Origin of the sequence: Citrobacter sp. wls613 (genome assembly GCF_005281195.1) — a bacterium.
Lineage (GTDB): Bacteria > Pseudomonadota > Gammaproteobacteria > Enterobacterales > Enterobacteriaceae > Citrobacter > Citrobacter gillenii.
The window spans coordinates 146220-159046 of sequence record NZ_SZXN01000057.1 but is presented as its reverse complement, the minus strand read 5'-3'; the positions used below and the strand labels follow the sequence as shown (position 1 = coordinate 159046).

The window sequence follows — 12827 nt, the reverse complement described above, 5'->3', positions numbered from 1 at the left end:
CGCCCTGTGGGCGGCGGTTTTAGGTAACTTATTTTTTGCTGCTGTCTGCAGCTTTTTCAGCCGGGGCAGCATCTGGTTTAGCGTCGGCTTTCGGGGCCGGTTTGATGTCCAGCAGCTCAACATCAAACACCAACGTGGAGTTTGCCGGGATACCCGGAACGCCGGTTTTGCCATATGCCAGATCCGGTGGAATAACCAGCTGGATTTTACCGCCTTTCTTGATGTTTTTCAGACCTTCGGTCCAGCCTGGGATAACACCGTCAAGACGGAAAGAGAGCGGCTCACCACGCGTGTAAGAGTTATCAAACTCTTTACCATCGATCAGTGTGCCTTTGTAGTTCACTACAACGGTATCGCTGTCTTTCGGTGCTTCACCAGTACCTGCTTTCTCTACTTTGTAGACCAGGCCAGTAGAAGAGGTTTTAACGCCTTTCTCTTTAGCAAACTTCTCGCGGTACACTTTACCTTTGGCTTCGTTATCAGCCGCGTCTTTTTCCATTTTCGCCTGAGCGGAAGACTTCACGCGCGCTTCGAACGCCTGCAGGGTTTGCTCGATTTCCTGGTCGGACAGCTTGCTCTTATCAGCAAACGCGTCCTGAACACCAGCGATCAGCTGGTCTTTATCCAGTTTGATGCCCAGTTTTTCCTGTTCTTTCAGGGAATTTTCCATGTAACGACCCAGAGACGCGCCCAGCGCGTAAGCAGATTTTTGGTCGTCATTTTTGAATGCGGCTTTGCTGTCAGCAGTAGCGGCTGGTTTCGCAGCATCGGCGGCGAAGGTGATCGGGGCATGTAGAGCTACGGCCATCGTGGTCGCCAGCAGCGTTACTTTAAACAGTGATTTCATCCATCTCTCCAGGGCCGGGGCATCTCACCCCAGGGTTAACTAAGACAAAAATGTACTATAAAGCGTTGCAGAACAAATCAACATACGGGCACGCCCTATTATCACCACTTTTCAGACTCTTTTTGTTTAAATTAGTTTCGTTGCGAAGGAATGAGTGCTGTGCAAACAGACAAAGTTGAGTAAAATTCGCCGCAGTCCGCGATCTGCCGGAAATAACAGAAGAGGTGAATCATGCAGGATACAACGATGGAAACCCGCCTGGCTGAGCTGGAAAGTCGCCTGGCATTTCAGGAAATCACCATTGAAGAACTCAACGTGACGGTCACCGCTCACGAACTGGAAATGGCTAAACTGCGCGATCATCTGCGTCTATTGACGGAGAAGCTTAAAGCAACGCAGCCATCCCATATTGCGTCGCAGTCTGAAGAGACGCCACCACCGCATTATTAAGACGTAAAAAAAGCGGGGTTTCCCCGCTTTTTTTGTGCCGGATGACGACGTAAACGTCTTATCCGTCCTACGGTAGGCCTGATAAGCGTAGCGCCATCAGGCAATCATACCGATTAGTGGCAACCGCAGCCGCCGCCGTTACCTTTGCCTTTACCGCCGCCACCGCAGCAGCCTTCGCCGCCGTGTTCATGACCATGATCGTGGTCATGGCCGTGACCGCCGCAGCAACCATCGTGACCATGTTCGTGATCGTGGTCATGGTCGTTTGCACCGTGAACGTGGCCGTGAGCCAGTTCTTCTTCGGTTGCTTCACGGATAGCGATAACTTCTACGTTGAATTTCAGATTCTGGCCAGCCAGCATGTGGTTACCGTCAACCACGACGTGGTCGTCTTCCACTTCGGTAATTTCTACCGGTACTGGACCCTGGTCGGTTTCCGCCAGGAAACGCATGCCAACCTGCAGTTCGTCAACGCCCATGAAGACGTCTTTCGGCACGCGCTGCACCAGGTTTTCATCATACTGACCGTAAGCGTCGTTTGCGCCAACAGCAACATCGAATTTATCGCCAACTTCGTGACCGTCCAGCGCTGTTTCCAGGCCAGAAATCAGGGAACCGTGACCATGCAGGTAGTCCAGCGGTGCACTCACCGGAGACTCATCAACCAACACACCGTCTTCTGTACGTACCTGATAGGCCAGGCTGACCACCAGGTCCTTTGCTACTTTCATGATATCTCCTGAGCATGGAAAGAATAGTGGCGCAGATTGTAGCGGAATTCTGCACCTGTGTACCCTCTAGCTTAAAAAAAGCTGCGGCATATCGCTAGTCCGGATGAAAAATCCCTATTACTTGCTCTTCTTTGCGAACGTGCTCGCGGGCTTCTTTATCCGCTTCCCGCATCTGGTGACCACACTTAACACACTCAACAATATCGATATTATTTTCGCGCCACATCGCCAGTGAATCCTGCGCCTGGCAGGATGGGCATTTTGCACCTGCAATAAAACGTTTACGAATTGCCATAGTTATCCTCTACTCAAATTCATCCCAGCCGTCCGGCTGACGTCGCTCTCGCTGCATTTCACGCTGGAAAATCTCTTCCAGTTCGCGCCTGGCTTCTCGGGCTCGAGAGATTTGTACCGTATCTGTGTGGATAGGGATCAGCTCCCGCAACATGCTCATGTCCAGCCGACGAAAATGCAGCTGGGCACGCTGCGCCTGATGCGGGTGCATCCCCAATGACACCAGCGTTTTTCGCCCCAACTCCAGTGCGCTGGAGAAGGTTTCGCGGGAAAACTGTGTCACACCAGCCTGTATTAACTCATGCGCCTCTACTCGTCCGCGCGCGCGCGCAAGAATATGCAAATGTGGAAAATGCTGTTGGCACAATTCCACTAACTTCATCGTATCTTCGGGTTCGTTACAGGTAATGACGATCGATTGTGCCGCTTCTGCACCGGCAGAACGTAACAGTTCCACCTGCGTGGCATCGCCGTAATACACCTTATAACCGTATTTACGCATCAGGTTCACCGCGCTGATATCCCGCTCCAGCACGGTAATACGCATTTTGTTCGCCATCAGCAAACGCCCAATTACCTGACCAAAGCGGCCAAATCCCACCACAATCACCTGCGGCTTATCGTCTTCCACCCAGGGTTTTTCATCTTCTTCATCCGGGCCGTTAATCTGGCGGGAGAGCCATTTATCAATCAGCTTCATCAATAGCGGCGTGGTCATCATCGATAGCGTGACGGCCACCAGCAGCAGCGCCATTTGATCGCCCTGAAACAGTCGTTGCGAGGACGCAGTTGAAAACAGTACGAACGCGAACTCGCCCCCCTGGTTTAATACCCCGGCAAACTGCATCCGTTCCGAACTTCTCATGCCATTCAGGCGCGCCAGCACATACAGTACCAGCGCTTTAACCACCACCAGCACAATAACGCTTACCGCCACCCACAGGATATGGGTATACAGCACGCCAAGATTGAGTGACATCCCCACAGAAATAAAGAACAGCCCCAACAGCAGCCCCTTGAAGGGATCGATAGCCGTTTCCAGCTCGTGTCGGTATTCGCTTTCCGCCAGCAACACGCCGGCGATAAACGTCCCCAGCGCCATCGACAGCCCCAGCGCGTCCATGAATAAAGCAGAACCGAGCACCAACAACAGCGTGGCGGCAGTAAACACTTCCCGCACGCCGGAATCCGCAATAAAGCGGAAAACGGGGCGCAGCAAATAGCGTCCACCAATCAACATGCCAGCAAAAGCCAGCACCTTCATGCCCACTTTGATCCAGTCAAAATGCTCATCGGCAGAGCCCGCCAATAACGGCACCAGCGCCAATGCCGGGATCACCGCCAGATCCTGAAACAGCAGTACCGAAAAGCCCAGCTGTCCGGATTCGCTGCGGTTCATCCCCTTTTCCCGCATCAACTGGAGCGCCATCGCAGTGGACGACATCGCCAGACCAATCCCCCCCACCACGGCTGCTTGCCAGGAGAAGTGGGTTAGCATCAGCAGCCCGGCCAAAATCACCGCGCTGAGCATCACCTGCGCGGCTCCGACGCCAAAGATAGAGCGCCGCAGTTGCCACAGTTTGGCCGGGTTAAGCTCCAGCCCAATAATGAACATCAGAAAGACCACACCCAGCTCGGAGAAATGGAGAATTTCATCCACATCGCTGATGAATCCTAATCCCCACGGCCCAATCGCCATCCCTGCCAGCAAATACCCTAACACCGGGCCGATACCCAGTTTTGACGCCAGCGGCACCGCCGCTACCGCCGCGAAGAGGAACAGCACTCCCGCAGTCAATAAATCAGAACCTTCCATCAGCGGCCTCCCGCAGGGATTGGATTTGCCAGCCATTCACCATACGCTTTGGCATGGCTGTCCAGTTCCTGCTTCGTTTGCCGTCTGGCCCAGTAAACGATGATGGGGCTCATCCAGTGCATTCGACACATACCGGCTGTCAGCTCAAAGGGGCGCAGCACATCGCTCATTGGATAGCGGTTCAGCGCGTCATAGCGGTACGCGCTTTCGGGTTCACCGGTGGTGATGACGCTCCGCCAGTACTTTCCCGCCAGCTGATTTCCTCCCAGCCCACTGGCAAACCCACGACTCAGCACACGGTCAAACCACTCTTTGAGCAGCGCTGGACAGCTATAGGTATACAGCGGATGCTGAAAAACAATCACATCATGGTCACGCAGCAGCGCCTGCTCATACGGGATGTCGATAAAAAAATCAGGATAGTGCGCATAAAGATCGTGCACGGTAACGTTACTGAGCTGCATGGCCGGTTTAAGCAGCACCCGGTTCGCGACCGAGTCCTGAGATTCCGGATGGGCATACAGCAGCAAAACTTTCGCTGGCTGGAACATCATCCCCCTCCCGGTTATGTCTTTGTCTATTTTCGGCGTTTTGGGCTACCATTGCGCCTCGGTGCGGCAAACCGCCCACACATTACATTATCATAATGATAAATTAACATAGTCTGAACATACGGCGCCTTATGATTGTTTTCTCCTCGTTACAAATTCGTCGCGGCGTGCGCGTCCTGCTGGAAAATGCCACGGCCACCATTAATCCAGGTCAGAAAGTGGGCCTGGTGGGTAAGAATGGCTGCGGTAAATCTACCCTGCTGGCATTGCTGAAAAATGAAATCAGCGCCGACGCTGGCGGGTTTACATACCCAGGTAACTGGCAGCTCGCCTGGGTAAATCAGGAAACGCCCGCGCTTGCTCAGCCTGCGCTGGAATACGTCATTGACGGCGACCGCGAGTATCGTCAACTGGAAGCACAGTTGAACGAGGCCAACGAACGTAACGACGGGCATGCGATTGCCACCGTGCACGGCAAACTGGACGCCATCGACGCCTGGACCGTGCGCTCGCGTGCCGCCAGCCTGCTGCACGGCCTCGGTTTTTCTAACGAACAACTTGAACGCCCGGTCAGCGATTTCTCCGGTGGCTGGCGTATGCGTCTTAACCTGGCTCAGGCGCTGATTTGCCGTTCTGACTTGCTGCTGCTTGATGAACCGACCAACCACCTCGATCTCGACGCCGTAATCTGGCTGGAAAGATGGCTGAAAAGCTATCAGGGTACGCTGATCCTGATCTCCCACGACCGTGACTTCCTCGATCCGGTGGTGGATAAGATTATTCATATCGAACAGCAAACCCTGTTCGAGTACACCGGGAACTACAGCGCGTTTGAAGTACAGCGTTCCACTCGCCTCGCACAGCAACAGGCGATGTACGAAAGCCAGCAAGAGCGCGTGGCGCATCTGCAAAGCTATATTGACCGCTTCCGGGCGCAGGCCACCAAAGCCAAGCAGGCGCAGAGCCGTATCAAGATGCTGGAACGCATGGAGCTGATTGCCCCGGCCCATGTTGATAACCCGTTTCACTTCAGCTTCCGCATACCCGAAAGCCTGCCTAACCCACTGCTGAAAATGGAGAAGGTCAGCGCAGGTTATGGCGAGAACATTATTCTCGACTCCATCAAGCTGAACCTGGTACCAGGGTCACGCATCGGCCTGTTAGGCCGTAACGGCGCGGGTAAATCCACACTGATTAAACTGCTGGCAGGAGAACTGGCGCCGATTAGCGGTGAAATCGGTCTGGCGAAAGGTATTAAGCTCGGTTACTTCGCCCAGCATCAGCTGGAGTTTTTACGCGCGGATGAATCGCCCATTCAGCATCTGGCCCGCATGGCGCCACAGGAGTTAGAACAGAAGCTGCGTGATTACCTCGGCGGCTTCGGCTTCCAGGGCGATAAAGTCACCGAACAGACCGCTCGCTTCTCGGGGGGTGAAAAGGCACGACTGGTACTGGCGCTTATCGTTTGGCAGCGTCCGAACCTGCTGCTGCTCGATGAACCGACTAACCACCTGGATCTCGACATGCGCCAGGCACTGACCGAAGCGTTGATCGATTTTGAAGGCGCACTGGTGGTGGTGTCGCACGACCGTCACCTGATTCGCTCCACCACCGACGATCTCTATCTGGTTCATGATAAAAAAGTTGAGCCGTTCGACGGTGATCTGGAAGATTATCAACAGTGGCTGAGCGACGTACAAAAGCAGGAAAGTCAGAGCGATGAACCGGCAAAAGAGAGCGTCAACAGCGCCCAGGCGCGTAAAGACCAGAAGCGCCGTGAAGCCGAACTGCGCACCCTGACCCAGCCGCTGCGTAAAGAGATTACCCGTCTCGAAAAAGAGATGGAGAAGCTGCAGGCACAGCTGGCACAAGCGGAAGAAAAACTCGGTGACAGCGAGCTGTACGACCAAAGCCGCAAGGCCGAACTGACCGCATGTTTACAACAGCAAGCCAGCGCTAAATCGGGGCTGGAAGAGTGTGAAATGGCCTGGCTGGACGCGCAAGAGCAACTTGAGCAGATGCTGCAGAACGACTAACCACGAAAGGCGGACGATGAACTTATCAATCACCGACGATATTACCTTCCGCAAACTGACCATCTTCATGACCTTTATGGAGAAGGGCAACATCGCCCGTACCGCCGAGGCGCTGGATATCAGCGGCGTGAGCGTGCATCGGGCGCTGCATACGCTGGAAGAGAACGTTCGTTGTCCGCTGTTTGTACACAAAGGGCGTAACCTGATTGCGCAACCGGCGGCGTGGACGCTGCTGGAGTACTGTCAGGAAGTGACCCAGCTGATGGAACGTGGGCTGGAAGAGACGCGCAAAACGGCGGGCGTCGGTCAGGGCCGTCTGCGTGTCGGCACGCTCTACTCGTTAACGCTGGAAACGGTGCCACGCCTGATTATGGGTATGAAGCTACGTCGTCCGGATCTGGAAATGGATCTGACGATGGGATCAAACGAAGCCCTGCTGAATATGCTGGAGAGCGGTACCCTGGATGCGATTCTGATCTCGATCTCTGAAAGCGAGATCGACCGTAACAGTCTGGAAGTGTTGCCGCTGTTCCACGATGACATCTACCTTGCTGCACCGATCACGGCAGCGCTGGATCCCAGCAAAACAGCGGATCTTCGCAATTATCGCAATGAGAAGTTCGTCTCGTTGGCGGAAGGCTTTGCCACCTATGCGGGCTTCCAGGAAGCGTTTCATGTCGCCGGGTTTGAGCCTTCAATCGTCACTCGCGTGAACGATATTTTCTCGATGCTCAGTCTGGTGCAGGCAGGGGTTGGATTCTGTTTGATGCCAGGGCGAATGAAGAAGATGTATGAGAATACCGTGAAGCTGCAAAAGCTGTCCGAGCCCTATCAGATGCAGCAACTTATCGCGATTGTCTTTGCCCGCAACCGCGAGCGCGACCCGAGTTTGCTGGCGTTAGCTGCCGAAGGGCGGATGTATGCGCGGAGTTTGAAGAGCGGAGCCTGATTGCCGGATGGCAACGCTAACGCGTTTTATCCGGCCTACCGATTTTGTAGGCCCGATAAGCGCAGCACCATCAGGCAATACCACTATGCACGCAGCCGTTTCGCCAGATGTACAGCAACGTCCACGCCGCTGCGTTCGAGCGAAATTGACTCTCCTTCCCACGCCGCCTGACGCGTTAGGCAGGTCAACACACCGCCGGGTGGCATTTCAATCGCCAGCCGGGCTTCACGCTCATTGGCGGAGACCACCGCCTCCTGCCAGCGCACGGTGCGCGCCATATTCATCGCCAAATCGTCAGCAATGCGCTCCGGCTGCCACAGCACGCGTCCAGTGCTGCCGCTGAGATAAGCGTAGCGAGGACGAGAAAGTGTCACCTGGCTAAACGCCTCTGCCAATTTTTGCGCAGGTTCTGCCAGGAGTTCGCAGTGTGACGGTACGCTAACCGCCAGACGATGTGCTTTGCTCGCCCCTTTCTCCAACGCCCGTTTTGCCACTCCAGCCATTGCCTCATCAGTCCCGGCAATCACAATCTGCGTTTCGGCATTGAGGTTGGCGATATACGTTCCGCTACCCGCCACCAGCGATTCCACCTGCGATAACGTCAGCCCCATGATCGCCGTCAGGCCGTAGCCATGTGGATAGGCCTGCTCCATCAAATCACCGCGCAACGCCACCAGTTTAAGCGCGTCGGTAAAGTCGAGCGCCCCGGCCACCACCGCTGCCGGATATGCACCAATCGACAGCCCGCTCACAATGTCTGGTGAAACGCCGCGGCGTTCCAGCTCGCGCGCCCAGGCAACCCCGGCAATCAACAGCGCTAACTGTACCGCCCGGGTGTGTTGCAATGCGTCAGGGGAATCCAGCGTATCCGCTTCTGCACCCAGCACTTCACGTGCCAGCGCCAATTCCGTTCCCGGCAGGTTATGCAGCATCTCTGGATGCTGGGTTCCCTGTCCCGGAAAGGTGAACAGAATTTTCATTTACTCCTCCCTGCTCCACGGGTCGCTCACCAACCGCGGCCCCTGCGATGTTTTTAACAGTGCCCTGCCGTCGCGCAGCCATTCGTTTAGGGTAAACGCGCCATACGGCGTTTCTACCTGAGTGTCCGCACGGCACAGACCGTCCGTGAGCTGTTGCTGCCATTTTTCCAGCACCTCGCGTGATAGCGCCTGCGGGGCACGGATCAGCAAATCCAGATCGCTACTGGCATGAATCACCGGGATCCCGGTCGCCAGCGCATAACCGGTGCTGCCGGTAATACCCCATGTCCACGGCCACGCTTGCTGTGACAGCAACAAAGCCACCTGAACCGGTGGCTGAGAGATAAACGGTGAACGCAGCATCGCCTGCGGGTCAACCAGCGACTCCGGGGTACAGACGCGGGTGACGGCATCAGGATTCACCCAACCCGCCGCCCGCTGACAGCGCTTCATGCCGCGCACACCGACGGGGATACGCCCCGCCTCGTCAACATCACGCCGCACAACCACCGGCAGGCCGGTATGCCAAACGTCATCCACCCAGGATTCCGTGGTCTCTTCCAGCGCGTCACGCGCATTCAGCCAGATAAGATCGTGTGGGCGTAATGTTGAGGTCATGATTTACATTCCTGAAGTCAGCGAGATAAACAGCGGCAGCGACAGGATACACAGGACTGAGCTCAACAGCAGCACGGCTTCTGCATCCGGTGACTGCACGCCAAAGCGGTTACCGAACACCACACCGAAGAAACCGGCAGACAGCGCAATCATCAGAATAGCGGTAATGGCTACGGAGCCATGCAGACCGAAGATAAGCACGATGCCCCAGGCAATTGCAGGCTGAATCAGCAGCTTGGTAATAGTCGACGTAATGACCACGGTATTGATCTGCAGTTTACGGGCAGACAAGATAACCCCGGTCAGGAACAGCGCGGCGGCGGTTGCAGACAGGCCCAGCGGTTTAATGGCCGCCAGTACCAGTTCCGGCATTTTGATGCCGATCGCCGAGAGAATAACCCCCAACAGCGGGCCCATCACGATAGGTTTCTTGATAGAGCGCCACATCAATACCGGCAGCATTGACAGTGTGGAGCCGGTATTTCCACCTGCTGCCAGCGCTTTTTCACGCTCCAGAATCAGCAGGCAGAACGGCGTCATCAGCACGGAACCGCAGGCAATAGACACGGCAACCGAAAGCGACGTTGATGACGCTTCACCGAGGACGCTACCAAGAATCGGCAAGCCAAGCGCCGCGTAGTTTGGCAGCGCGACGGTCAACGTCAGCACGGCGGCATCCTGCGGAGATTTTTTGAAGACTTTGGTCGCCATAAAGTAGATGACAGCATAGGTAATCCACATTGCCAACGTCAGCACCACAATCAGCGGCGACTGCGCAACAATACCGGCCCATGGGGTTTGTACCGTCGCGCTAAACAGCGCAGCGGGTAATGCAAAGTCCATCACGAAGATATTGAGCAGGGAGACGTTTTTGTTGTCCACCATTTTGGCCTTCCCGGCCCAGAATCCTAGTAGCATGATGACGAAAATCGGAGCAAGAGCATGAACAATTACGTAAGTCATATTTCACCTGTAATTTAAAAAGTTAGCACTGTCGCGATGATTATTATTTTTCAGATGCAGCGGCCCGCATGAGCGCACGAAAGCGCCCACGGAGCCTTATATCTGGCAGGTCTCTTTTTACTTACCAGCTTGCTCGCATACGTTCGCGTACGAGGGCAGAGCTGCGGCGATTGTCAGCGCCCAGACGGCTTTTCAGCGTTGGATCCTGACGAGCGTCATTGATGGCCTGCTGCAGGGTGTTTTTAACCTGCGTCAGATCGTTTGCAGATGGCGCATCTGGGTTGCTGATATCCAGCAGATTTTCCAGCAGCCCCAGCGTGGCGTAGTTGCTGATGTCGTACGCCATTGGCGGAATGGTTGCCGCCAGTTTTTCCAGCGCCTCAACGGAACGCAGCGTGATACGTGCAGCAGATTCTTTGCCCATTGCGTGAATCAGCACACCGTTGTCGTTGAACGCAATCAGACGGTTTGCCTGGTAACCGTGTGCCAGGAAGGCACCGGACATGGCTTTACCGACAATCAGGCCAATGACCGGGTGGCCCGCCAGACGCGCATTGGCATACGCCGCCGCAGCACCGGCCAGCGCCTGGTGAATACCGAAGCCTTCTTCACGACGGCCGTATGCCTGGCTTGGCACATCAATCACCGCCACAATCGGACGTTTCACCGCGTTATTGGCGTCGGCTGCGATGGTTTCGCTCACCACTTTCGCCAGTGTCCAGCCTTCCAGCAGACCGACTTCACCGCCAGCAGCACGTGGGTAATGGTTATTGGCATCCGGGACAACGGCAATAAAGCGCACCGTTTCACCGTTCAGTTCACCATCAGCGGCCTGTACGGACGGGCACAGCCCGGCAATACGTTTAGCGTTCGGTACGAGGGTTTCCAGCCATAATTCGCCACGGCTTATTGAGTTACTCATCATTTCACCTCCCGGGCGAAAAGCGCATGAATCTGTTCGGTATCGGCCTGTTTACGTGTGTCGAAATTCGTTAAACGGTCGAGATACCAGTCGTAGTTATCGGTGCGGTGTTTTGCCGGTACGCCTTTTGCCAGCGCGTCGTTCATTGCCGCTTTCACGGCGTTCACGCCATCGCCGACCAGCGCTTCCACCAGCCCGCTTTGGTAGCGAATTTCACCACCGGTCATGCTCCAGATAAACGGACGGTCACGGGAGTCATACTCTTCAATCCCCGCTTCCTGCTCGATAACCTGCGGGCCGTTCAGCCCCAGACGCGCTTCACGGGTCACTATCAGGTAGCTACACAGTGCCGCAGCGATAGACATCCCGCCAAAGCAGCCCACGGTACCGGCGACAATGCCGACTACCGGGGTGTAACGACGCAGGTCAACAATCGCCGCATGAATATCGGCAATCGCCGCCAGGCCAAGGTTGGCCTCCTGCAAACGCACGCCGCCGGTTTCCAGGCTTAAAACAGCCTGAGTTGGGATGCCGTTGCGGTTATCTTCCGCCGCCAGCTCCAGCGCCGCCGCCATTTTGGCACCGGACACTTCACCCATGCTGCCACCCTGGAATGCGCCTTCAATCGCCACCACCACGGCCGGTTTGCCGTTGATGGTGCCTTTAGCAACGACCATGCCGTCATCCGACTGCGGAACGATGCCCTGCGCGCCAAGCCAAGGCGACATCACGCCATCAAATGGGTCGAGCAGTTCGCGGTAGCTGCCTTCATCAAGCAGCGCGTGGGCACGCTGACGTGCTTTTAATTCGATAAAACTGCTGTCATCACGCATGGCTCACCTCTTCAAATACCTGTTCGATACGAATACGTGCAACACCTGGGGTTGCGCCAAAGTCGTGGATCGTCAGTTTTCCCGCAGGCAGGCTGCTGACCGTTTGCAGACGGTTCAACAACGCTTCCCAGCGACTACGGCTGTTATCGACAGAAGTGGTGATATCAATGGTTAACGTCTGGCTCTGGTCGGCGGTGAATAACACCTCCATATCCCCGGAGCCCACAACGCCTGCCAGCGCTTTACCGCTTAAGGTGCGGCTGGCCGGTACGGTTAACGTAATGTGTTCCATAACATCCTCTTAATACTTCGTGTATAGGGCGAATCGATGCGGTCGATGAACAAGGTGGCGGCGAGTAAATCTGCTGCCCCGCCCGGCGAGGCGTTCAGCGCCAGCATATGGCTATCGAGTGCGGCCAATGCCGCCTGACCTGCTGGATGAGCGCTGCCGCCAGCATTCAGCACCGCACGGGCACCGTCCTGCATGGCATCCAGCCCTTCCATACCTGCGCGAGAGAGCACGCAGGTATCGGTCAGCGAGGTCATGATCGCCATCAGCGCGTCGAGTCTGGCGTGCGTTTCACTGCTGCCGTTAAACCGGCTTAAACGCAGTTGCGGCAGCGCACGCTGCATCACATGCGGAAAAGCCTGCTGTGCCTCTTCACGTGCACCCGGCACCTGATAACGGTGCGTCGCACGCAGCCCTTTGCTGAACACTTTGGGTGCGGCGGCATCCGGCAGTTTTGCCAGCTCGGCGGCAGTCGCCGCGACCTGCTGTGCACTCGCGGTACCACCGTGCATTGCCACCGCGCTCACCAACAATCCCAGTGCCCAAAT

15 protein-coding genes are annotated in these 12827 nt (G+C 55.8%); 3 read left to right on the top strand and 12 right to left on the bottom strand.

What is annotated here, in order from left to right; genetic code table 11:
- Nucleotides 1-28: 28 nt before the first annotated feature.
- Entirely contained in the window at nt 29-847 is an 819-nt protein-coding gene (fkpA, locus tag FDX01_RS13060) for an FKBP-type peptidyl-prolyl cis-trans isomerase (RefSeq protein ID WP_115257336.1), read from the bottom strand.
- Between the two features lie 231 nt (nt 848-1078).
- Between fkpA and FDX01_RS13055 the strand changes: the two genes are divergently transcribed.
- Complete coding sequence (locus FDX01_RS13055; protein WP_003023639.1) at nt 1079-1297, top strand: protein SlyX; 219 nt, start codon at nt 1079-1081, stop codon at nt 1295-1297.
- A gap of 113 nt (nt 1298-1410) precedes the next feature.
- Here the strand turns inward: FDX01_RS13055 and slyD are convergent, their stop codons facing one another.
- The 4 genes from slyD to kefG all read right to left on the bottom strand — a co-directional run bounded on the left by slyD (nt 1411) and on the right by kefG (nt 4689).
- A complete protein-coding gene (slyD, locus tag FDX01_RS13050) occupies nt 1411-2028 on the bottom strand; it encodes a peptidylprolyl isomerase (protein ID WP_137399891.1) in 618 nt (205 codons plus the stop codon).
- A gap of 94 nt (nt 2029-2122) precedes the next feature.
- A complete protein-coding gene (locus FDX01_RS13045; protein WP_005121675.1) occupies nt 2123-2323 on the bottom strand; it encodes a YheV family putative zinc ribbon protein in 201 nt (66 codons plus the stop codon).
- 9 nt (nt 2324-2332) lie between these two features.
- Entirely contained in the window at nt 2333-4138 is a 1806-nt protein-coding gene (gene kefB / locus FDX01_RS13040; protein ID WP_137399890.1) for a glutathione-regulated potassium-efflux system protein KefB, read from the bottom strand.
- Nucleotides 4138-4689: a glutathione-regulated potassium-efflux system ancillary protein KefG gene (gene kefG, locus FDX01_RS13035; protein WP_170974775.1), complete on the bottom strand. Its 552-nt coding sequence runs from the start codon at nt 4687-4689 to the stop codon at nt 4138-4140. The genes kefB and kefG overlap by 1 nt, the downstream gene beginning before the upstream one ends.
- 131 nt (nt 4690-4820) lie before the next feature.
- Between kefG and FDX01_RS13030 the strand changes: the two genes are divergently transcribed.
- Both FDX01_RS13030 and FDX01_RS13025 read left to right on the top strand, forming a co-directional pair.
- Complete coding sequence (locus FDX01_RS13030; RefSeq protein WP_115257332.1) at nt 4821-6725, top strand: ABC transporter ATP-binding protein; 1905 nt, start codon at nt 4821-4823, stop codon at nt 6723-6725.
- A gap of 16 nt (nt 6726-6741) precedes the next feature.
- Complete coding sequence (locus FDX01_RS13025; RefSeq protein ID WP_117342446.1) at nt 6742-7674, top strand: LysR family transcriptional regulator; 933 nt, start codon at nt 6742-6744, stop codon at nt 7672-7674.
- 83 nt (nt 7675-7757) lie between these two features.
- Here the strand turns inward: FDX01_RS13025 and mdcH are convergent, their stop codons facing one another.
- The 7 genes from mdcH to FDX01_RS23805 all read right to left on the bottom strand — a co-directional run.
- Nucleotides 7758-8654 (bottom strand): malonate decarboxylase subunit epsilon, encoded by an 897-nt coding sequence (gene mdcH / locus FDX01_RS13020; protein ID WP_137362540.1) that lies wholly within the window; start codon nt 8652-8654, stop codon nt 7758-7760.
- A complete protein-coding gene (locus tag FDX01_RS13015; RefSeq protein WP_137399888.1) occupies nt 8655-9272 on the bottom strand; it encodes a malonate decarboxylase holo-ACP synthase in 618 nt (205 codons plus the stop codon).
- 3 nt (nt 9273-9275) lie between these two features.
- Nucleotides 9276-10235: an AEC family transporter gene (locus tag FDX01_RS13010; RefSeq protein WP_115257328.1), complete on the bottom strand. Its 960-nt coding sequence runs from the start codon at nt 10233-10235 to the stop codon at nt 9276-9278.
- A 121-nt stretch (nt 10236-10356) separates the two neighbouring features.
- Nucleotides 10357-11157 (bottom strand): biotin-independent malonate decarboxylase subunit gamma, encoded by an 801-nt coding sequence (gene mdcE, locus FDX01_RS13005; protein ID WP_137399892.1) that lies wholly within the window; start codon nt 11155-11157, stop codon nt 10357-10359.
- Nucleotides 11157-11990: a biotin-independent malonate decarboxylase subunit beta gene (locus tag FDX01_RS13000; protein WP_115257326.1), complete on the bottom strand. Its 834-nt coding sequence runs from the start codon at nt 11988-11990 to the stop codon at nt 11157-11159. The genes mdcE and FDX01_RS13000 overlap by 1 nt, the downstream gene beginning before the upstream one ends.
- Entirely contained in the window at nt 11983-12282 is a 300-nt protein-coding gene (mdcC, locus tag FDX01_RS12995) for a malonate decarboxylase acyl carrier protein (RefSeq protein ID WP_062775705.1), read from the bottom strand. The genes FDX01_RS13000 and mdcC overlap by 8 nt, the downstream gene beginning before the upstream one ends.
- A partial coding sequence (locus tag FDX01_RS23805; protein ID WP_249360970.1) for a triphosphoribosyl-dephospho-CoA synthase occupies nt 12264-12827 on the bottom strand: 564 nt, incomplete at its 5' end. The genes mdcC and FDX01_RS23805, both read right to left, overlap by 19 nt.